Below are 23,091 nucleotides of genomic sequence, written 5' to 3'. Positions count from 1 at the left end.
AAAACTTAACATTTCTACTGCTCTTTATTTTATATTAGAATAATTGGTTTTGCGTCATTTCGAATTTATTTCGGAATCTCATAAAGCTATTTAAGAAACAGTTTACAATGAGAACCTGAAATTACTGAAATGAATTCAGCACATGCAAGTTTAGGTTGACGTATATAATTATTACATATTTCTTCTGTATTGCCCACCAACTTCAAATAATGCTGAAGTAATCTGACCTAAAGAACAAACTTTAGCAGCTTCCATTAAACATTCAAAAATATTTTCGTTTTGAATAGCAGCTTGCTGTACAATCTTTAATTGATTTTGTACTTCTTGTTTGTTAGCTTCATTTAAGTTTTCCTTTGTTTTGATTTGGAATAATTTTTCCTCTTCTGTTGCACGAATAACTTCTTGTGGAGTAACTGTTGGAGAACCTTTAGAACTTAAGAATGTATTTACACCAATAATTGGGAACTCTCCTGTATGTTTTAAAGTTTCGTAATATAAACTCTCTTCTTGAATTTTAGAACGTTGATACATGGTTTCCATTGCTCCTAAAACTCCACCACGTTCTGTAATTCTATCAAATTCTGTTAGTACAGCTTCCTCAACTAAATCAGTTAATTCTTCAATAATAAATGAACCTTGAATCGGGTTTTCATTCTTAGCTAATCCTAATTCTTTATTGATAATTAATTGAATTGCCATTGCTCTACGTACACTTTCTTCTGTAGGTGTAGTAATCGCTTCATCATAAGCATTTGTATGTAAAGAATTACAGTTGTCGTAAATTGCATATAATGCTTGTAATGTAGTTCTAATATCGTTGAAGTCAATTTCCTGTGCGTGTAAAGAACGTCCAGAAGTTTGAATGTGATACTTCAACATTTGTGCACGTGGATTTGCTCCGTATTTATATTTTAACGCTTTTGCCCAAATCTTACGAGCTACACGTCCGATTACAGCATATTCTGGATCGATACCATTTGAGAAGAAGAACGATAAGTTTGGTCCAAACTTATTAATATCCATCCCTCTAGATAAATAATACTCTACATAGGTAAATCCGTTAGCTAAAGTTAAGGCTAACTGTGTAATTGGATTTGCACCAGCTTCGGCAATATGATATCCAGAAATAGAAACAGAGTAGAAGTTACGTACATTTTTCTCAATAAAATACTCTTGAACATCTCCCATTAAACGTAATGCAAATTCTGTAGAGAAAATACAAGTATTCTGCGCCTGATCTTCTTTTAAAATATCTGCTTGAACTGTACCACGAACTTGTGCTAATGTATTCGCTTTAATTTCTGCATATACGTCTGTTGGTAAAACTTGATCTCCAGTAACACCTAAAAGTAATAAACCTAAACCATCATTTCCTTCTGGTAAATCACCGTTGTATTTTGGTCTAGCGATACCTTTATCGTCGTATAACTCTTTTAATTTAGCTTCTACTTTCGATTCTAAGCCGTGTTCTTTAATATATTTCTCACAGTTTTGATCAATTGCAGCATTCATAAAGAATCCTAATAACATTGGAGCCGGACCATTAATTGTCATCGATACAGAAGTCATAGCATGACTTAAATCGAATCCAGAGTATAATTTCTTAGCGTCATCTAAACAGCAAATAGATACTCCAGCATTTCCAATTTTTCCGTAAATATCAGGTCTATGTCCAGGATCATTTCCGTATAAGGTTACCGAGTCAAAAGCAGTAGATAAACGTTTTGCTGGCATTCCTAAACTTACGTAATGGAAACGTCTGTTTGTACGTTCTGGTCCACCTTCTCCTGCAAACATCCTTGTTGGATCTTCACCAGTTCTTTTGAAAGGATATAATCCAGATGCATAAGGGAATTCTCCAGGAACATTTTCTTGTAAATTCCAACGTAATAAATCACCCCAAGCTTGATATTTAGGTAAAGCTACCTTAGGAATATCAGAATGAGAAAGTGATTTTGTATGCGTTTCAATTTTTATTTCTTTATCACGTACTTTAAACGTGTAAATAGGATCTTTATATTTTTGAACTTTAGTTGCCCAATTTAAAATGACTTCCCAATTATAAGGGTCTAAATTCATTTTAACACGATCAAATTCAGCGATTAATAATTTTAAGAAATCACTGTTTTCGTCTGTTTTTTTAATTGAAGTTTCATCAATTCCTGATTTATCTAAAGCGACAGTTCCTTCAGAAACACTTTCAATGGTTTTGAAGATTCCATATAACTTTTGAGCAACCTTTTCTTGGTCATCTACTTTTTTATCGTAAGCTCTGTTATTTTCTGCAATTTCAGATAAGTAACGTGTTCTAGCTGGTGGAATTACAAATATCTTTTCAGACATTTCTTTAGTAATTTCAAAAGTAGATTTTAAATCAGCTCCTGTTTTTTCAACAACTTTATCCATAATCGCTTTGTATAGCGAGTTCATTCCTGGATCGTTGAATTGAGAAGCAATAGTTCCATACACAGGCATATCATCCATGTGTACATCCCAAAGATTATTATTACGCATGTATTGTTTCTTAACATCGCGTAATGCATCTAATGCACCTCTTTTATCAAATTTGTTAATCGCAACTAAATCAGCAAAATCAAGCATGTCAATTTTCTCTAACTGAGTTGCAGCTCCAAATTCAGGAGTCATAACATATAAAGAAGCATCAGAATGTTCTATGATTTCAGTATCAGATTGTCCGATACCAGAAGTTTCCAAAATAATTAAATCAAATTCAGCAGCTTTTAAAACTTCAACTGCTTCATTTACATATTTAGATAACGCTAAATTAGACTGGCGTGTTGCTAAAGAACGCATATATACACGTTCGTTATTAATAGCATTCATACGAATACGGTCACCCAATAAAGCTCCACCAGTTTTTCTTTTAGACGGATCAACAGAAATTAAACCGATAGTTTTTTCTGGGAAATCAATTAAGAAACGACGAACTAATTCATCTACTAAACTAGATTTACCAGCACCACCAGTTCCTGTGATACCTAATACAGGAGTTTTAGAAGTTTCATTTTTTTTATGAATAATATCCATAGTTTCTTTTGAAACTTCTGGGAAGTTTTCTGCTGAAGAAATGACACGAGCAATACTTCCTATATTTTTTTCGTGTAAATGCTTTACTTCATCGTTTAATTTGTCACCAATAGCAAAATCAGATTGTTGTACAAGATCGTTAATCATACCTTGTAATCCCATTTCACGACCATCGTCTGGAGAATAAATACGCGTAATTCCGTAATCCATTAATTCCTTAATTTCTTCAGGAAGGATTACTCCACCACCACCACCAAAAATTTTGATATGACTAGCTCCTTTTTCTTTAAGCAAGTCGTACATGTATTTAAAGTATTCGTTATGACCACCTTGATAAGAAGTCATAGCAATTGCATTAGCATCTTCTTGAATAGCACAGTTTACTACCTCTTCAACACTTCTATCATGACCTAAATGAATTACCTCTACACCAGTAGACTGGATAATTCTACGCATTATGTTTATTGCAGCATCATGACCATCAAATAATGAAGCAGCAGTTACAATTCTTACTTTATGCTTGGGTTTATAAGGAGCTATTTGTTCCATTCGTAAATTTAGTTGTTATTTTGAATTGCAATTTACGAAAATCTCAAAAAAATTAAGCAATGTTTAAGAAAAGCTTAGGGCTTATAAGTCAATATTTTTGGGTTTATTCCATTGACATAATTGGTAATCATGTCAATGTCTTTTGCAAACTGTGAACCTTGAAATCCTGTAATGTCTTGATGTGTAATGTTTTGATTGTAGAATTCTAGGTAAATTGAAGATAATGGAGCATAAGACCAGTGCCATTTTTCTTCGTTGTATCCAGTTCTTCCGTTATCTTTTGACGTATAAACTAAGTAGAAACCAAAACTGTTTGCGTGTTTCATTAACCATTCATATTCTTTTTTACCTTTTCCTTGTAAAAAATATTCATCTTCTAAATCATTAATATCAACATCAGTTCCCCAGTGATGTCTTGAAGTTCCTGGCATAGAACTGTATTCTAAAATTTTTAAAGCGCGTTTGTCTTCAGGATATTTTTTGTATTTGTCAGTCCATTTATAATCCCAAATTCTTTTTTGGTGTGGAAAATTTCGAGTTGCAGAAACCGCTTTTAATTTGATACCTTCTTTTTCTGCAGCATTTACCATATTAAGGAATTGCTCTAACACTTCTTTTCGTAAATACATTTCACTAGAAGACAAATTCTTTGGGATTTTACCAAAGTCAGGATGTGTTTTATAATCAAATTTCCCTAAGACATATTCTTTTGTTAAATAATTTGGATATTTTGGTGTAGTATCTTTTTTAATTATAGCTACTTCAGCTATTTCGATAACTTCTTCTTTTTTAATTTTCTTTTCAGTTTTGCAGTTAAAGAAAATGCTTAAAAATAGTATTGATGAAAATTTTATAGATGTTTTATAAATGCCCAAAATTTCCTGTTTTTTAAATAATTGATGTCTGTTTCAAATGTGTAAGCTTCTCGTTCAAAGCTTAAATTTCGATAAGCAAGATAACTATTTTTATATTTTAAAAATTTAAAAAACCATTCAATTACATAGAAAATATAAAAAGGAATAACAAGCATTTCTATTTGTTGTCGCAGATGAATTTTCTCATGATTAATGGTGATATTATCATTTTTAATCGAAGAGTTTTTCAGAAAAATAAACGGATATAAAGTAATACCCGTAAAACCTTTAGGAACGATATATTTAGAGATTATAATCAAATCAGTTTTTTAAATTTACAATATTGGGTAAGCTACCGAATAATCTCCATTCGACTTATAAATAATTAATTCTTTATTGTTTTCTTTTTTAGGGAATTTAATTAGTAATGGTTTTTCTTTTAATAATAAAGTTCTTTTTCCTACAGGGATAAGCTTAAAGCGTTCATTATTTATGTTTATAAATGCAGAATTATTTTCTTTTGATAGTAAAACATAATTATTTTCCCAATTATATTGCCTGAAGTATTTAGTGAAATTGTTCAGATTAACAGAGGATTTGATATAGGGTTTTGATTTTAAATAAGCCCAATCGTACGCATCTGGCACGGCTCTTTGTATATAATCTTGAAGTTTTTGAGCATTATCAGAATTAGTCATTAAAACAACAGCTTGTTGTTTTTTTATTGAACCAAGCATAAAGCAATTGAATCCGATATTGCTTCCTGTATGTCTAAATATAATATCTTCATCTCCATTCCAGAGTGTAAACCCTAATTTATCCATTTCTCCTCCCTGATTGAATATTTGATTAGTCATTTTTTGAGACAGTAAAATTTGTTTGCCTTTTACATGGTCGTTGAACAAGGTAATTAAAAATAAACCTAAATCATCAGGTGTAGTCCATATACCGCCAGCGCCTTTAAATGGGTATATTTGATATGGGTATGGCATTTTATTTTTTGAGTATCCAGTAGCTTTTTGTTTTATTAAATCTTTAGGAATAGGTTGCGAAAAAGTGCTGTTTTTCATGCCGCAAGGTTTAAAGATTAAAGAGTCAACGACTTTTTCAAAAGGAATTCCAGTAGCATCTTCAATTAATAGTTCAATAACTTGGTAGCCAGGGTTTGAGTATTTATAAGAAGTATTTGGAATATTTATCATTTTTGTCCTTGGTTGTTTAGGATCTTTTTGATTTAAAATTTCGGCATTTGTATAAAGCTTTTCATTGGGGGAGTAACTCATCCAAAACGAACGATTTAATCCAGATCTATGACCAATTAAACTTCTAAGTGTAACTTTGCTATTCTTTGTGAAATTATTTTCAGGAATTTTCCAGCGCTTCAAAATCTTATTTATATCATCATCTAAACTTAAAATTCCTTTTTCAACTAACTTTAAAGCTGTTACTGTAGTAATTGGTTTGCTCAAAGAAGCCCCACTGAATAGAGTGTTATTACTAACTTTTATCGTATCTTTTATGTTGGCATAACCGTAATTTTTACTCCAACTAATTTTACTGCTATCTACAAAAATAATTCTTGCACCAGTAATATTGTCTTTTTCCATAACTTCTTTTATTGTGGTAATTGGAGTTTGATCTTCTAAATAATAGTATGGAGTTAAGTTATTGGTAATTTTTTCTTGTGGAGTTAGGTTACCTACGTTGTTTTTTATTTGTTTTTTAGATTCTATTTTAGAATTACAAGAAAGTAATATATTCAAACATAAAAAAAGATAGAAAAGGTAGTAGTCTCTAAATTCAAATGATGTATTCATACTATAAAAGCTTTGAGCAAAAATAGAATAATAAAGATTTTTTAAAATTGTAAAAAAACGAACTACTCTATGTGTGATAAGATGTAATTGTCTGGATTAAATTTGCTTGGAGCTATTTTAGAATATTGTTTAAAGTTTTTAATAAAGTGGGATTGATCGTTGTATCCAGATAGATAACTAATAGATGTTAAAGAGTTCTGTAAATTGTTGAAAGTTATGTTGTTTACAGAATTTCTAAACTGAATTATTTTGCAGAGTTTTTTAATTGTTAATCCTGTAGTTTTTTTAAATTTAGCTTGGATCCAACGTTTTGAACAATCATAATTATTTAAAACCTGAGAAACTTTAAGTTCACCAGAATTTAAAATAATAGTATTACATATTTCTTCAATCATATTCTGATTAGGGTTGTCTTTTTCAAGTTTTAAAGAATGTTTTTCTACGGCTTGAATTACTTCTTGTAAAATATTAGAAGATTTAAGATTGATGTTACTATTAAATATTCGATCGTTTGTATGGCTTTCAGAAATAAGATCAATAAAATTATTAAAATTTATATTTTGATAATAGGAAAAGTACCACGGATGTAGTTGAATTAAAATTATTTTTGAGTTTTCTAAAAGTGTAAGATTTATAACTTCTGTAAGTTGCGAACAAAGATATATTCCTTCATTAAAATTAAAACTATTTTTTTTAAAATAGGCTGTAGCTCCTTTACCTATGAGTAAAGCAAAATTAAAACAGCCATTAGGTAAAATATTAAGATTCTCAATTGCTTTTTTTTCGAAATAATTATCTAAAACCCATATTTTATTGACAAATCTAGATTTATGATTTAATTGATGTTCAGAATATAAGTTTAAAGTTTTCATGTAATTTTTATTCGTTATTAATAAATGACTCTACTGCTATTTCGTTTATTAATAAATGTAATATCGGATTTCTATTTTTTTTATTCCAAACAATTGATAAGGTTGTGCGTTGAGATATTTCTGTTAATTCAATAAATTTCACATTAGAATCGTAACCTTGTTGTAATGATTTAGGAACTATAGATAAACCAAATCCGTTTTCAACTAATTTATAGATGGAAGCTGCATGAATTGTATTGTGCGATACGATAGGAGCAAATCCACTTTCATCAAATATTTGTAAAACTTTTTCATAATAAGACGGACTATAAGATGGATCAAACAAAATAAAAGATTCATCTTTTAGCTGTAATAAATTTTTATAATTCGATTCATTTATAGCATGTTCTTTTGGTAATACTAAACAAAAGGGTTCTTTTAAAATCGGTGTAATCGCAATACCTCTCGGAACACGATCTAATCTCACAAAACCAATGTCTATTTCTTGAGAAAGCAAATGTTCAATTTGCTTTTGATTATCCATTTCTTTAAAACCAAATTTCACATCAGAAAGTATTTCTTTAAATCGAACTAAAATATCAGGAATAATACGTTGCATAGCAGAACCTACATAACCAAATCTTAATTCACCTAATTTACCATCTTGTAAGAGTTTTGCATATTTTAAACTATTATCGATGTTTGTTAGGTGTTGTGTAAATTCTCGTTGTAAATAACTCCCAGCTGAAGTTAATGTAACTTTTCTATTATTACGAATAAACAATTGAATTCCTAAATCATCTTCCATTTGCTTGATTTGTCTACTTAACCCAGGTTGAGAAATAAACAAGCGTTCAGCAGCTTTTCTAAAGTGAAGATCTTCAGCAACTGCCAAAAAATATTTGATATGTCGAAATTCTAATTGATAACTCATGGTTATTAATTGTTGATTTAAATGATGTTGTTGGTTATCAAAAGTAAAAATAACTTTGTAAATAGAAAACGATTAGGATGTTTAAATACGGTATAGATAATTTAACAGTAGCTACAGTAATTTCAATAGCAAAGGGCGAATTGAAAGCTGTAATTAACGATGAAGCTCAAGCTAAAGTACAGTCTTGTAGAGCTAAGGTAGAAAAAATGGCAAATTCTGATGTTGCTGTTTATGGAATAAATACAGGATTCGGACCTTTGTGTGATGTACAAATCACACCTGAAGAAACAAGTAAACTTCAAGAGAATTTATTAATAACTCATGCAGTTGGAGTAGGAGAGCCAATAGATGGATTCTTATCTAAAATCATGATGATTTGTAAAGTTCATGCGTTGTGCCAAGGTTTTTCAGGTGTTCGACTAGAATTAATTGAAAGAATTATTTATTTTATTGAGAATGATTTGTTACCTGTAGTTCCAAAACAAGGTTCCGTAGGTGCTTCTGGAGATTTAGCACCACTTTCTCATTTGTTTTTACCATTATTAGGTGAAGGAGAATTTTGGATTAATACTAAAATTAAATCGTCAAAAGAAGTTTTAAAAGCGCACAATTTAGCTCCGCTACAGTTACAGGCTAAAGAAGGTTTAGGATTAATAAACGGGACACAATTTATTTTAGCACATGCCATTTTAGGTTTACAGAAAATGGAATATGTGTTAGATCTAGCCGATTTAGCAGGAGCTATGAGTTTAGAAGGTTTTCAAGGAAGTGCTTCGCCATTTAAAGAGGAATTGCATAAAATTAGACCTTTTAAAGGAAATTTAAAAGTTGCAGAACGTATGCGAATGTTTTTAAAAGATTCGCAAAATGTAGAGAATCATTTCGAGTGCGAACGTGTTCAAGATCCATATTCGATTCGTTGTATTCCTCAAGTACATGGAGCTTCTAGAAATGCATATCAGCATTTAAAAGAATTGGCAGAAATAGAAATGAATTCAGTAACAGATAACCCAATTGTTTTGAGTGAAACTGAAGCAATTTCTGGGGGTAATTTTCACGGGCAACCATTAGCGATGGCTTTAGATTATGCTTCAATTGCAGCTTCGGAGTTAGGAAATATTTCAGATCGTCGTAGTTATTTATTGTTAGAAGGAAAGTATGGGTTACCAAGATTATTAACAGAAGCAGGAGGTTTAAATTCTGGATTTATGATTCCACAGTATACAACAGCTGCTTTGGTAACCGAAAATAAATCATTGTGTTTTCCTCCATCAGCAGATAGTGTTCCAACATCTTTAGGTCAAGAAGATCATGTGTCTATGGGAAGTATTTCGGGAAGAAAATTTAATCAGATTTTAGGAAACGTAGATAAAATTTTAGCTATTGAATTAATGTATGCGGCACAAGCAATGGAGTTTAGAAGACCGAATACATTTTCAGAAATAGTTGAAGAAAACTTTAAGCTAATTAGAGAGAAAGTCGCTAAATTGGAAGAAGATCGTGTATTAAAAGATGATATTAATACATTGGTGAAAATGGTGAAAGCACAACAATTTATAGTGAATTAAAAATAGGAAGATGACATTTAAAGAGCAAATAAAACAAGGTATTCCTTCAGTTTTACCTTCAAAAAAAGAATATGATTTAACTATAAATCACGCACCAAAACGTAAAGAAATTTTATCTGAAGAAGAGCAAAAATTAGCTTTACAAAATGCGTTACGTTATTTTAAAAAAGAGCATCATGCAGAATTACTTCCTGAATTTAAGGAAGAATTAGAAAAATATGGTCGAATATACATGTATCGTTTTCGTCCAGATTATAAGATGTATGCTCGTCCTATTGAAGAATATCCAGGAGAATCTACTCAAGCGAAATCAATTATGTTGATGATTCAGAATAATTTAGATTATGCTGTAGCACAACACCCGCACGAATTAATTACTTACGGTGGAAATGGTGGAGTTTTTCAAAACTGGGCGCAGTATCTGTTGACTATGCAGTATTTATCTGAAATGAATGATGAGCAAACATTGGTAATGTATTCTGGTCATCCAATGGGATTATTTCCATCGAATAAAAACGCACCAAGAGTTGTAGTAACTAATGGAATGATGATACCGAATTATTCGAAACCAGATGATTGGGAAAAGTTTAATGCTTTAGGAGTTACACAATACGGACAAATGACTGCTGGAAGTTATATGTATATTGGTCCGCAAGGTATTGTTCACGGAACTACTATTACGGTTTTAAACGGATTTAGAAAGTTAGGAAAATCACCAAAAGGAAATTTATTTGTTACAGCTGGTTTAGGAGGAATGAGTGGTGCACAGCCTAAAGCTGGTAATATTGCAGGTTGTATCACAGTTTGTGCAGAAGTAAATGAAAAAGCTGTTCATACGCGCCATTCTCAAGGTTGGGTAGATGAAGTTTTTTCTAACTTAGATGAACTTGTAGAAAGAGTTCAAAAAGCAAAAGATAACAAAGAAGTAGTTTCTATCGCATATCTAGGAAATGTTGTTGAGGTTTGGGAAAAATTCGATGAAGCAAATATCCATGTAGATTTAGGTTCAGATCAAACATCGTTGCATAACCCTTGGGCTGGAGGATATTATCCAACTGGATTATCTTTCGAAGAAGCAAATCAAATGATGGCAAATCAGCCTGAAGAATTCAAAGAGAAAGTACAAGAATCTTTACGAAGACACGCTACAGCTGTAAATAAACATACAGCAAAAGGAACATATTTCTTTGATTATGGAAATGCATTCCTGTTAGAATCGAGTAGAGCAGGAGCACATGTTCATAAAAATAACCATAATGAGTTTTGTGCTGTAGATAATTGTAAAAAGGGAGGCGAAGCTTTCGCTTATCCGAGTTATGTACAAGATATTATGGGACCAATGTGTTTTGATTATGGATTTGGACCGTTCCGTTGGGTGTGTACTTCAGGGAAACCGGAAGATTTAAAGAAAACAGATGAAATCGCTTGTAAAGTATTACAAGAAATTATGGAAGATTCTCCTGTAGAAATACAACAGCAAATGGCGGATAATATTCAGTGGATTAAAGGAGCACAAGAAAATAAATTAGTAGTAGGTTCTCAAGCAAGAATTTTGTATGCAGATGCTGAAGGAAGAATTAAAATAGCTAAAGCTTTTAATAAGGCAATTAAGAAAGGAAAAATTGGACCAGTTGTTTTAGGAAGAGATCATCATGATGTATCTGGAACAGATTCTCCATATAGAGAAACTTCTAATATTTATGATGGATCAAGATTTACTGCAGATATGGCAATTCATAACGTAATTGGAGATAGTTTTAGAGGTGCAACTTGGGTTTCAATTCACAATGGAGGAGGAGTTGGATGGGGAGAAGTAATTAATGGTGGATTTGGCATGCTTCTTGATGGAACTAAAGAAGCATCAAAACGTTTGAAGTCAATGCTTTTCTGGGATGTAAATAATGGAATAGCTAGACGTAGCTGGGCAAGAAATAAAGAAGCTATATTTGCAATAGAGCGTGCTATGAAAACTGAGAAAAAATTAAAGGTTACATTGCCTAATATCGTTGATGATGCGCTATTTGATAATATTTAAACGTTTACTATTATGAAGTTAACTAGACTCTTTTTACCACTACTTTTTTTAATTTTTACTTCATGTAATTCTATACGAGTTGTTTCTGATTATGATACAAAAGCAAATTTTGATGACAAAAAAACATTTGCTTTTTACAAGCCAGGTATAGATAAGGCTGAAGTTTCAGATTTAGATAAGAAAAGAATTATGCGAGCTATTGAAGCAGAATTGATAGCTAAAGGAATGCAAAAATCATCAAGTCCAGATGTTTTAATAAGTTTATTTACCAAATCACGTGAACGTGTTAATATAAATGATAACCTTAACTGGGGGTTTGGTTATGGCTGGGGATGGAACCCATGGATGTGGGGCGGAGCAGGTCGATTAAATGTAAATCAATACACAGAAGGAACATTGTTTATCGATGTTATTGATGCTGAAAAAAAAGAATTGATATGGCAAGGTATTGGTTCAGGGGCATTATCGTTAAGAAATGCTGAAAAAAGAGAAGAACGTATTAATAAATTTGTAAAAGATATACTTGCTAAATATCCTCCAGGAAGCAATAAAAAATAATGTTAAATAACCATGAAGGGTGGAACGTCAAATTAAGAATTTTCTTAGTTTGACGTTTTTTTTGTAACAAATTGTCATTTAATTCTACTTATTATAAAAATTATCATAATGAAACTAACCATTAAAAATTTAACTAAGACATATAAAAATGGTGTGAAAGCCATAGATAACTTAAACTTAGAGATAGGTAAAGGAATGTTTGGATTACTAGGTCCTAACGGTGCTGGAAAATCTTCTTTAATGAGAACCATTGCTACTTTACAGAGTCCAGATAGTGGATCTATCACTTTTGACGGTATTAATATTTTAGAGGATAAAATAGCACTACGTAAAGTATTAGGCTATTTACCACAGTCATTTGGTGTGTATCCTAAAATGTCTGCAGAAGAATTACTTGATTATTTTGCTACTTTAAAAGGAGTCGCTTCCAAATCAGATCGTGAAAAGTTAGTGAGAGAAGTTTTAGAAATTACCAATTTATATGAGGTTAGAAAAAAATATGTTGCAGGATATTCAGGAGGTATGAAGCAACGTTTCGGAATAGCTCAATTATTATTGAATAATCCGAAATTAATTATTGTTGATGAACCAACTGCAGGTTTAGATCCAGCTGAAAGACGTCGTTTTTTAAATGTTTTAAGAGAAGTTGGAACAAATAGTACCGTGATTTTTTCTACACATATTGTTGAAGATGTAAAAGAGTTATGTAATGATATGGCTATTTTAAATGGAGGAAAAATATTAAATCATGCTACTCCAGAAAAAGCTACTAGTGCAATAGAAGGTACAATTTGGACTAAAATAGTCGATCGAGATGATTTAGAAACGTATGAAAAAGATTACAATGTGTTGTCATCGAACTTCAATCAAGATAATACATTAAATATTCGTGTACATTCAATAGAAAAACCTTCTGAAGATTTTGAACCAGCAAAAGCACAGTTAGATGATGTATATTTCATCGCGTTAAAAGAAGATGAACCTAAAGTTACTTTAGCTTAATATTTAGAATTATGTTTTATACAATATTTAAGCATGAAGTAAAGTACTGGTTTAAGAAACCAGCTTTTTACATTTATTTAGCTATTTTTTTAATAGCTTCTATTTTCTTTTCTGCCGATAGTGCTGGGATTTTTGATAGTATTTCTGGTATTACTGGAGGAAATGAAATAGTCAATTCTCCTATAGAAGTAAATCGTTGGTTTAACACAATGAGTGTACTTATATTCTTTTTATTACCTTCTATAATAGGAGTTACTATTTTTAGAGATTATAAGAGTGAAATGCACTCTATTTTATATTCTTATCCATTTACAAAAACCAATTATTTATTTGCTAAGTTTTTAAGTGGTTTAACCATTGTGACTTTGATTTTATTTTTTGCAGGTTTAGGAATGGTAATAGGGTTTAGATTACCAGGGACAAATCCAGAGTTGGTTGGAGCATTTCGTTTTAGCTCATATTTGCATGCGTATTTGGTATATGTAATTCCTAATTTGTTATTTTTTGGAGCTATTGTTTTTGCAGTGGTAACTTTTGGTAGAAATATAGCAGCAGGTTTTATTAGTGTGTTGGTAGTTCTTTTTTTTCAAGGATTAATTGCTTCAATGATAGGGCAACAAGAAAATAGAGTTTTAGGAGGTTTATTAGATCCATTTGGAAGTTCAGCATTAAGTTATTATACACGTTATTGGACTATTGCAGAGAAAAACGAATTAACTCTGCCTTTAAAGGATATAATTATTTATAATAGATTAATTTGGTTGGGAGTTTCAAGTTTTATTTTTGGAGTTGTATTCAAGAAATTTTCTTTCAGTCAGAACGGAATAACTTTTAGTTGGTTTAAAAAAGAAAAAGAAATTCGTGCAATAAAAAAGAATTTTGGAGGAATTACCAGAATTAATCTTCCTGAAGTTATTTATAGTTATTCTTCACTACATAATCTAAAAAGTTTATGGAAGCTTTCAAAGATTAATTTTGTATTTGTAGTTAAATCATTACCATTTATTGCAATTGCTTTAGTTGGAATTCTTTTAACAATTTCAGGATTATCGCAAACAGGACGTATTTTTGGTACAGAGACATTACCAGTAACTTGGAAAATGTTACAGACCAGTATGGCGACATTTTCATTATCTATGGTAGTAATTACTTTTTTATATGCGGGTCTGCTAGTACACAGAGGAAGAATGGTAAATGCTAATCATATTGTAGATGTAACACCAATGCCAAATTGGGTGTTTTGGTTATCGAAGTTAACAGCACTTTTAAAGGTACAATTAGTTGTGCTATTTTTAGTAATGTTATCTGGTATTATTTATCAAACCTACAAAGGTTTTTATAATTATGAATTCGGGCATTACTTTTTTGAATTGTTTGTGTTGGAATTTACATATTATGCTTTGTGGGCTATTATGGCATTATTTATTCAAACATTATTTCGAAATCCTTATGTTGGTTTGGTCGTTTTATTGGTATTAAATATAGGTTTTCCACTTTTAGGTATTATTGGAGTGGAACAATCAATTTTTAAATTTAATCAAGGTCCAGGCTTTAATTATTCCGATATGAATGGTTACGGGTCTTCATTAAGAGGTTATTTTACTTATAAAACATACTGGGCTCTTTTCTGTACTATTTTATTAGTCTTAGTAAGCTTATTTTGGGTTCGTGGAATTCCGCATTCATTTAAAGAGCGTTTATCAATATTTAAACAACGATTTAGTTTAAAGAGCGGATTAGTTTTAGCCGTGTCTTTAGTAGCTTTTATAGGTTTAGGAGGAAGAATTTATTATGAAAATAATATAAAGAATGAACGTACTTCTAGTAAAGAAAGAGAAGAATTACGAGTAAAGTGGGAAAAGGATTATAAGCAATATCAAGGAAAAGCTCAACCGAGAATTGTTGCTGTTAACGTAAATATGGATTTATATCCTAGTTCTTATGATTTTAAATCTTCAGGAACATATAAAATGATTAATAAAACAGATGAGGTGATTGATAGCCTGTTTTTAAATCATAATAATTATCCAAGTACTTTTAAATTTAATCGAGATACAGATTTAGTTCTTGAAGATACTATTCAGAATTTTGATATTTATAAGTTAAAAACTCCTTTACAACCAGGAGATAGTTTAGAGTTAAATTTTACCGTGAAAAATAAACCAAATACATTCTGGAGAAAAAATTCACCAGTTCGTGAGAATGGTACCTTTATGAATAGTAGTATTTTCCCATCATTTGGTTATTCGGATGGAGGAGAATTAAGAGATGATAAAACTCGTGAAAAGTACGGTTTACCAAAAAATGATTTAAAACCGCACCCTTCAGATAGTACGGCGCTTGGAGATACTTATATTTCAAAAGATAGTGATTGGATTGATTTTGAAGCTACTGTTTCTACTGCTGAAGATCAAATAGCAATTGCTCCTGGGTATTTACAAAAAGAATGGGTAAAAGATGGCCGTCGTTATTTCCATTATAAAATGGATAGTAAAATTTTAAACTTCTATGCGTTTAATTCTGCGCGTTATGAGGTGAAAAAAGACAAGTGGAAAGATGTAAATCTTGAAATTTATTATCACAAAGGTCATGAGTATAATTTAGATCGTATGTTTGAAGGAATAAAAGCTTCCTTAGATTATAATTCAAAGAGTTTTAGTCCGTATCAGCATAAACAGGTTAGAATTATAGAATTTCCAAAAACAGGAGGAACTTTTGCGCAATCATTCCCAAACACAATTCCATTTTCTGAAGCAATTGGATTCATAGCAGATGTAGATGAAGAAGATGAAGGAGTGAATTATCCTTTTTCTGTAACAGTTCATGAATTGGCACATCAATGGTGGGCACATCAAGTAATTGGAGCAGATGTGTTAGGTGCAACAATGCTTTCTGAAAGTTTATCTGAATATGTTTCATTAAAAGTATTAGAACATAAAACAGGAAAAACAGAGATGCGTAAGTTCTTAAAAGATGCTTTAGATGGATATTTAACGCAAAGAACTTTTGAAAGAAAAAGAGAAAAACCGTTAATGTATAACGACGGTCAAGGTTATATCCACTATCAAAAAGGATCTTTAGTGTTTTATGCATTAAGCGACTATATCGGTGAAGAGAACTTAAATAGTGCTTTACAAGCATACGTAGAAAAAGTGAAGTTTCAAGATGCTCCGTATACAACATCTTTAGAAATGGTAGATTATATCAATCAAAAAACACCAGATAGTTTAAAGTATGTAATTAAAGACATGTTTGAAACGATTACATTGTATAGAAACAAAATAGTCGAAGCTTCATCAAAAGAGTTAGATAATGGAAAATATCAAGTAGATATTACATTTAACGTTAGTAAGTATCGAAACGATGATTTAGGTAAACGTTATTATGGAGAAAAAGCTGGAGATACGATTTCATATCAATCTGAAAAAATGAAAAAACCAGTACTTTCCGTTCCATTAGCGGATTACATCGACGTTGGGATTTTTGCGGAAGAAGAAGTAGATGGAAAAAACAAAAAAGTAGAATTGTATTTAAAGAAACATAAGATTACACAAATACATAATACTGTTTCTATAATTGTTGACAAAAAACCAGTAGAAGTTGGTATAGATCCATACAATAAACTGATTGATACTAAGTCAGATGACAATCGAAGAAAGTTATAAAGCATAAAAAAACCTCCTTTTTAGGAGGTTTTTTTATGAAGAAATACCGCCTTTTCTGCGAATCAAAATAATATATTTGTAATATGACGAAGATTTTAAAACCAGAGCCGCATGAGTATTATACAAATGAACAAGGATATCGAGTTTTTAAGGAAGAATATCATTTAAGAAGAGGTTATTGTTGTAAAAGCGGATGTAAGCATTGTCCTTACGGATATGATAGAAATACAGATAGCTTTAAAAAGTAGTGACTTTACAGAAAATACAGGTTCTAATAGAGAAATAAATAAATTCAATAGATATGATTAAAAGACTTTTAATAGTATGTATCGCGTTACAATTTGTAGGATGCGATGAATTACAAAAAATAGCAAGTCAGTTACCACAAGGAGGAGCATTAACCCAAGCGCAAATTGGTGAAGGTTTAAGACAAGCTTTAGATAATGGAATTCAACATCAGGTAACAAAACTTACAGCTAAAGATGGTTTTTACAGAAATGAACTGGTAAAAATACTATTGCCAAAAGAACTTAAGTCAGTAGATAGCGGACTAAGAAAGATCGGGTTGAGTAAATTAGCAGACGAAGGAATAAAAGCTTTAAATAGAGCAGCAGAAGATGCAGTAAAAACATCGACTCCAATTTTTGTAAATGCAGTAAAAGGAATTACTTTTAATGATGCTAAAAATATTTTATTAGGAAATGATAATGCAGCTACAAGTTATTTAGAAGGAAGAACAAAAACTGCTTTATATTCTAAATTCAATCCAGTAATTAAAAGATCTTTTGGAAAGGTAGGAGCTGATAAAATATGGGCGAATTTAATTTCGAAATATAATGCTATTCCTTTCGTAAATAAGGTAAATCCAGATTTAACAGATTATGTCACTACAGAAGCATTACAAGGAGTGTTTACAATGATTGCTGTTGAAGAGAAAGGAATCAGAAATAAAATAGGATTGCGTAATACAGATTTGTTAAGAAAAGTATTTGCTTTACAAGATAATAGATAGTGTTAAATATTTGTTTTTCAGTTTTTTATTATTATATTTAATGGAAATATGAAGAGCCATGTCACGTTTAAATCAACTATCACGTTATAAAAAACATCTAGAAGAACGCTATCGAAAATTGATAGAACAATCTAATGATTATAAGTATGTTGATGAACCTAAAAGTGACATGGCTTTTTATAAAGCTATGAAAGTTTTAGAAAAAATTAATCGAGTGAATTATTTAGACAATTCTTTGGTGTAATTTTTTAAAATAATCGAAAGATTTTAAAAGTCTGCTACCGTACCAAGAAAACAACTCTCCGTCTACAAATACAGTTTTCGCATGGTGTGTAAATCTTCCAATTTCAAAAGCGTGTTCTTCCTTAAAAGGATAAGGTTCAGATGATAAAAAAACTAAGTCAGGATCTCCTTCTAATCGTATTTTTTTAAGCTCAATTTCTGGATATCGATCTTTATTTTTGTAAATGTTTTCAAATTTATTTAGTTCTAAAATATGATTGATAAAAGTATGATTTCCAGCAGTCATCCATGGATTTCTCCAAATAAAATAGGCTACTTTTTTTGGTGTTACATCTTTAATAAACTCTTTGAAGTCAGAAATTTTGAATTCTAATTTCTGAATAATTTTTTGGGTTTCAGTTCTGCAAGAAAATAATGTACCGTATTGATGCATCAATTCTATAGTATCATTTAAATTAAAGATATTTGAAACATGAACAGGTGCTATTTTTTCACATGCTTCAACGATTTCTTGTGTGTTTTCCTCTTTGTTACACAAAATAATGTCTGGAGCTAATTCCTTAATTCGTTCTAGCTTTACATTTTTTGTTCCACCAACAATAGTTTTAGATTGCTTTAAGTGATAAGGATGCACACAGAATTTGGTGATGCCAACAATATATTCTTCTAAACCTAAATCAAACAGCAATTCAGTTTGACTTGGTACTAATGATATAATTCGTTTTGGCTTCTTATCCAGTATTATACTTCTATGAAGCTGATCGGTTACCTCAAGTTTCATTAGATCGAAATTAACAAATAATTTATATTATTTAATTCCTATTAATTCTTGAAACTCTTTTTTGTATCCTTTACTTACTCTAAAAGTAGTTTTTACTCCTGTGATTTTTACATCAGTTTCACCATAATTAGAAACTATAATTTCTTCAATAAAATCAGAGTTAATAATAGTTGATCTATGTATACGCATAAACTTAGGCGAGTTCAATCTTCGTATTAAACTAGATAATGATTCCCTCAATAAATGCATTTTATTATCAGTTGTAAAAATTTCAACATAGTAACCAGACGCAGAAATATGTTTTATAGTATCTGTTTCTATAAACAAAATCTTATTTCCAGATTTAATATTGATTTTTTTATTTTCAGAAATCTCTTTTTGCTGAATCAATGACAAGATATCTTTTATACTAGATTGAATGTTTAGTAATTCATCTTTTTTCTTGTGATTGATAATGTTATTAATAGATTGGTGTATTCTATTGTCACTGAATGGTTTAACGATATAATCGAAAGCTAAATAATCAAAAGCTTTATGAGCAAAGCCTCCATCCTCAGTTATAAAAACAAATAAAGGTCTTGTACTTGGGGAAGTACGCTCAATAATATCAAAACCCGACATGTCTTCAACCTGTATGTCTAAAAAAACAACATCTGGATTTAAATAATTGATATGATCTATAGCTTCTGCACCATTAGAAAAACTTCCAACAGACTGAAAAGAGTGATAATTATTCAATAATTTCTCTATTCTAGTTCTAGCAACTTTTTGATTATCAACTGTTATGTACTTTATGTCCATTTTAACTTCATAATATTGGAGTTGATTGACTAGCGAAGTTAAAAAAAGTTAATGAAGTATCACTTGTAAAGGCGTATTCTTTAACATTGAAATAACTAGATTTTAACATTTGAGATTTTTATGTGTTAAAAAGGATTGCTTACATCAAAAAAAGGGTGTTTTACTTCAAATGAATCTTAACAAACATAGATACGGAATAACTTTAGCCCCCTAATCAATTAAATTAAATAATTTTATGAAATTTCGTTTTAAAAGTGCAATGTATTTGCTGTTGTTTTTGAGCGTCATCTTTAAAGTGAACGCACAAGACATAACAGTAAAAGGTGTTGTATCAGATGATGTTGGTCCTTTACCAGGGGTTAACGTAATAGTTAAAAATACCTCTAAAGGTACAGAAACAGACGGAGAGGGTAGATATTCTATCAAAGTAAAACAAGGAGAAATCTTAGTTTTTAGTTTTGTTGGGATGAAAACTGTGGAAAGAGTAGTTGGTATTTCTAATACTATTAATCTGACTATGGAAAGTGACAGTATTCTTGATGAAGTAGTGGTAGTAGCTTATGGTACAACAAAAAAGGAAGCTTTTACAGGTTCTGCAAGTGTTGTAGGTTCTAGTGATTTAGAAATTAGAAATGTTACTTCTCCTATTGCTGCAATTGAAGGTAAGGCTACTGGTGTACAGTTTACTTCTACTAACGGTCAACCAGGTTCTTCGCCAAACATCGTAATTCGTGGTGTTGGTACTTTAAACGGTAGTACAGATCCTATGTATATTGTTGATGGAGTACAGTATTTAGGTCCAATAAATGCGATAAGTCAAGATGATATTGCATCTTTAACTGTTTTAAAAGATGCTGCTTCAACATCTTTATACGGAGCCAGAGCTGCAAATGGAGTAGTAATCATCACAACTAAAAGCGGTAGTAAAGGTGATATCAAAGTAAGTGCTTCTGTACAAAGTGGTGTTATTACAAGAGCAAATCCTTTATATGATCAAGTTTCTCCAGAGCAATATTATGAGGTAATGTGGGAAGCATTAAAAAACTCTAGTGCAGCAGGTGGAGATCCAAATTTTGCATCAGCAAACATTTACAATCAATTAGGTTACAATCCTTTTAACGTTCCTAACGATCAAATTGTTGGAGTAGATGGTAAAATTAACCCGAATGCAAGAGTTATCTATCAATCTTTAGATTGGTTCGACTTTATGGAAAGAGTAGGATTTAGACAAAATTATAGTTTAAATGTTTCTGGTGGTGGAGAAAATCATAAAGTATTTTTCTCAGCTTCATATTTAGAAGAAGAAGGGTATATCCAAAGAGCTAATTTTGATAGACTTACAACTAGAATTAATGCCGATTTTGATGTTAGTGATTATATTAAGATAGGAGGTAGTGCAAATATTGCTATTTCTGAAGGTGTTGGGCCAAGTTCCGCTGGTGAAGATTCTATAGCAAACCCTTTTGGTTTTGCAGCAAGGATAGGATCTATTTATCCTGTATTTGTTAATGACAGAAATGGAAATATAGTTCGTGATAATGTTGGAAATCCAGTTTTTGATAGTGGAGAAGGATTCCCACAATACAACATTGGATCTAGACCAAGAAATCAAGGACGTCATGCTTTACAAGAATTATTATTAAATGATGAAAGAGATAAAAACAATACATATGGTTTCAGATTCTATGGAGATTTCAAAATAATTGATGGTTTACGTCTTAGATTAAACTATGGTACAGATATCGTTGAAGGTCTTCGTAAACGATATGAAAATGCTATTATTGGTGATGCACAGCCTGACGGAAGATACAGTGAGCGAAGATTTAGAAGAGATGTTAAAAACTTTAACCAAGTATTAACATACAACAAAAGTTTTGGAAAACACAATGTAGAATTAACTTTAGGTCATGAAAGTTTTGAAGATGACTATTCTGAAAATAGTGGACTTGCTACAGTACAATCTACAACAGGTATTTTTGAATTTGATAACTTTTCAAATGTAGTAAGTTTAGAAGGTTTTTCATCTAAGAAAACAATAGAAGGTTATTTTTCAAGATTAAACTATAACTTTGATAATAAATACTTTTTAAGTGGGTCATTCAGAAGAGATGCTTCTTCAGTTTTTGCTCCTGAATCAAGATGGGGTAATTTCTACTCTGTAGGTGCTTCATGGAATATCCACAAAGAAGCATTCATGGAAAGTGTATCTTTTATAGATAGACTTAAAGTAAGATCTTCTTGGGGAGAAGTAGGAAACGATAATCTTTTTGATAGGTTCTTATACCAAGCAAGATTTGGAATTACTTCAAATGCAGCAGACGGAGCATTTGTTATTTCTGATTTAGGAAATAGAGATCTTAAATGGGAAACAATTGAAAATTTTGATGTAGCTTTAGAGTTCACATTATTTGATAATTTATTAGATGGATCTTTTGAATACTATAAGCGTAATTCTACTGATTTATTATTTGATGTGCCAATATCTCCAAGTTTAGGTATTAATGTTCGTCCAGAGAACACTGGAGATATGTTTAATAAAGGTTTAGAAATGTCTTTAACTGCTCACTTATTTAGAAAGGGAGATTTTAATTGGGATATAACTTTACAAGCATCTACACTAGAGAATGAAATTACTTCAATTCCTAATCCATTTGTTAATGGAACAAAGAGATGGGCTGAAGGAAGATCTAGATTTGACTTTTATTTATTAAAAACTGCGGGTGTTGACCCAGCCAATGGAGATCAGTTGTTCTACAAGTACGAGTTAGATGCAAATGGAGAAAGCGTACCAGTATTAGACACAAATGGAAATATTGAAACAACTAACGATTGGGAAGATACTGAAAGAGTATATACTGGGGATTCATCTATTCCTGACTTATTAGGGTCTGTTTCTAACAGCTTAAGTTATAAAGGAATTTCATTAAGCTTTTTAGTGAATTATGGAATCGGTGGAAGTATTTTAGATGGTGGATATTCAGCCTTGGTAAATGCATCTGATTACGGAGGAGCAATTCATCCAGATATATTAAATGCTTGGAAACAAACAGGTGACATTACCAATGTTCCAAGAATAGAGAGTGGAAACCCTAATTTAGTAAGAGGTAATTCAGATAGATTCTTAACTGACGGATCTTTCTGGTCATTACGTAATGTAAACTTAGGATATAGTTTTGATAGCGAAATGATTAGTAAGTATGGTTTAGATAACTTAAGATTATCTATTACTGGAGAGAACTTATACTTAAGCAGTAAACGTAGAGGATTAGATCCACAGTTTAACTTAGCAGGTACGCAAAATGGTAATGCGTTTAGTCCAGCGAGAACTATTTCTTTAGGTTTAAATGTTTCATTTTAAAAAAAACAGATAATA

At 31.0% G+C, this 23,091-nt stretch carries 16 protein-coding genes; 9 read left to right on the top strand and 7 right to left on the bottom strand.

Features of this window, described 5'->3' with window-relative positions:
• Positions 1-171: 171 nt before the first annotated feature.
• From AQ1685_RS15070 to AQ1685_RS15050, 5 genes are all read right to left on the bottom strand, one after another.
• Positions 172-3,597 carry a methylmalonyl-CoA mutase family protein gene (locus tag AQ1685_RS15070; RefSeq protein WP_095073500.1) on the bottom strand — a complete coding sequence of 1,142 codons (3,426 nt, stop codon included), beginning with the start codon at positions 3,595-3,597 and terminating at the stop codon, positions 172-174.
• Positions 3,598-3,671: 74 nt separating this feature from the next.
• Complete coding sequence (locus tag AQ1685_RS15065) at positions 3,672-4,472, bottom strand: M15 family metallopeptidase (RefSeq protein WP_231970204.1); 801 nt, start codon at positions 4,470-4,472, stop codon at positions 3,672-3,674.
• Positions 4,473-4,786: 314 nt separating this feature from the next.
• Entirely contained in the window at positions 4,787-6,268 is a 1,482-nt protein-coding gene (locus AQ1685_RS15060) for a serine hydrolase domain-containing protein (RefSeq protein ID WP_095073497.1), read from the bottom strand.
• 62 nt (positions 6,269-6,330) lie between these two features.
• The gene (locus AQ1685_RS15055; protein WP_095073496.1) at positions 6,331-7,140 is read right to left on the bottom strand and encodes a helix-turn-helix transcriptional regulator; all 810 of its coding nucleotides are present in this window, start codon (positions 7,138-7,140) and stop codon (positions 6,331-6,333) included.
• 7 nt (positions 7,141-7,147) lie between these two features.
• Positions 7,148-8,053, bottom strand: coding sequence for a LysR family transcriptional regulator (locus AQ1685_RS15050; RefSeq protein ID WP_095073493.1), 906 nt, complete (start codon positions 8,051-8,053; stop codon positions 7,148-7,150).
• Positions 8,054-8,130: 77 nt separating this feature from the next.
• Between AQ1685_RS15050 and hutH the strand changes: the two genes are divergently transcribed.
• The 8 genes from hutH (at position 8,131) to AQ1685_RS15015 (ending at position 18,137) form a co-directional block, all read left to right on the top strand.
• Positions 8,131-9,621, top strand: a complete 1,491-nt coding sequence (gene hutH / locus AQ1685_RS15045; protein WP_095073492.1) for a histidine ammonia-lyase — start codon at positions 8,131-8,133, stop codon at positions 9,619-9,621.
• Positions 9,622-9,631: 10 nt separating this feature from the next.
• Entirely contained in the window at positions 9,632-11,656 is a 2,025-nt protein-coding gene (locus AQ1685_RS15040; RefSeq protein WP_095073490.1) for a urocanate hydratase, read from the top strand.
• A 12-nt stretch (positions 11,657-11,668) separates the two neighbouring features.
• The gene (locus tag AQ1685_RS15035; protein ID WP_095073489.1) at positions 11,669-12,214 is read left to right on the top strand and encodes a DUF4136 domain-containing protein; all 546 of its coding nucleotides are present in this window, start codon (positions 11,669-11,671) and stop codon (positions 12,212-12,214) included.
• A gap of 108 nt (positions 12,215-12,322) precedes the next feature.
• Positions 12,323-13,216 (top strand): ATP-binding cassette domain-containing protein, encoded by an 894-nt coding sequence (locus tag AQ1685_RS15030; protein WP_095073487.1) that lies wholly within the window; start codon positions 12,323-12,325, stop codon positions 13,214-13,216.
• A gap of 11 nt (positions 13,217-13,227) precedes the next feature.
• Entirely contained in the window at positions 13,228-16,881 is a 3,654-nt protein-coding gene (locus AQ1685_RS15025; RefSeq protein ID WP_095073486.1) for a M1 family aminopeptidase, read from the top strand.
• A gap of 83 nt (positions 16,882-16,964) precedes the next feature.
• Entirely contained in the window at positions 16,965-17,129 is a 165-nt protein-coding gene (locus AQ1685_RS20365; protein WP_162288582.1) for a DUF5522 domain-containing protein, read from the top strand.
• Between the two features lie 53 nt (positions 17,130-17,182).
• On the top strand, positions 17,183-17,893 hold the full coding sequence (locus AQ1685_RS15020; protein WP_095073484.1) for a DUF4197 domain-containing protein: 711 nt from the start codon (positions 17,183-17,185) through the stop codon (positions 17,891-17,893).
• A gap of 58 nt (positions 17,894-17,951) precedes the next feature.
• The gene (locus AQ1685_RS15015; protein ID WP_095073483.1) at positions 17,952-18,137 is read left to right on the top strand and encodes a Lacal_2735 family protein; all 186 of its coding nucleotides are present in this window, start codon (positions 17,952-17,954) and stop codon (positions 18,135-18,137) included.
• Here the strand turns inward: AQ1685_RS15015 and AQ1685_RS15010 are convergent.
• Positions 18,117-18,917, bottom strand: coding sequence for an ABC transporter substrate-binding protein (locus AQ1685_RS15010; protein WP_095073481.1), 801 nt, complete (start codon positions 18,915-18,917; stop codon positions 18,117-18,119). The two genes, AQ1685_RS15015 and AQ1685_RS15010, sit on opposite strands and share 21 nt — an antisense overlap.
• A 27-nt stretch (positions 18,918-18,944) precedes the next feature.
• Complete coding sequence (locus AQ1685_RS15005) at positions 18,945-19,718, bottom strand: LytR/AlgR family response regulator transcription factor (protein ID WP_095073480.1); 774 nt, start codon at positions 19,716-19,718, stop codon at positions 18,945-18,947.
• 235 nt (positions 19,719-19,953) lie between these two features.
• On the opposite strand from AQ1685_RS15005, the gene AQ1685_RS15000 reads away from it, so the two are divergent.
• The gene (locus tag AQ1685_RS15000; RefSeq protein ID WP_095073479.1) at positions 19,954-23,076 is read left to right on the top strand and encodes a SusC/RagA family TonB-linked outer membrane protein; all 3,123 of its coding nucleotides are present in this window, start codon (positions 19,954-19,956) and stop codon (positions 23,074-23,076) included.
• Positions 23,077-23,091 lie beyond the last annotated feature (15 nt).

Origin of the sequence: Tenacibaculum jejuense (genome assembly GCF_900198195.1) — a bacterium.
GTDB classification, from domain to species: Bacteria; Bacteroidota; Bacteroidia; order Flavobacteriales; family Flavobacteriaceae; genus Polaribacter; species Polaribacter jejuensis.
The sequence above is the reverse complement of the archived record's forward strand: the minus strand, read 5'-3'. Positions and strand labels throughout refer to the sequence as shown.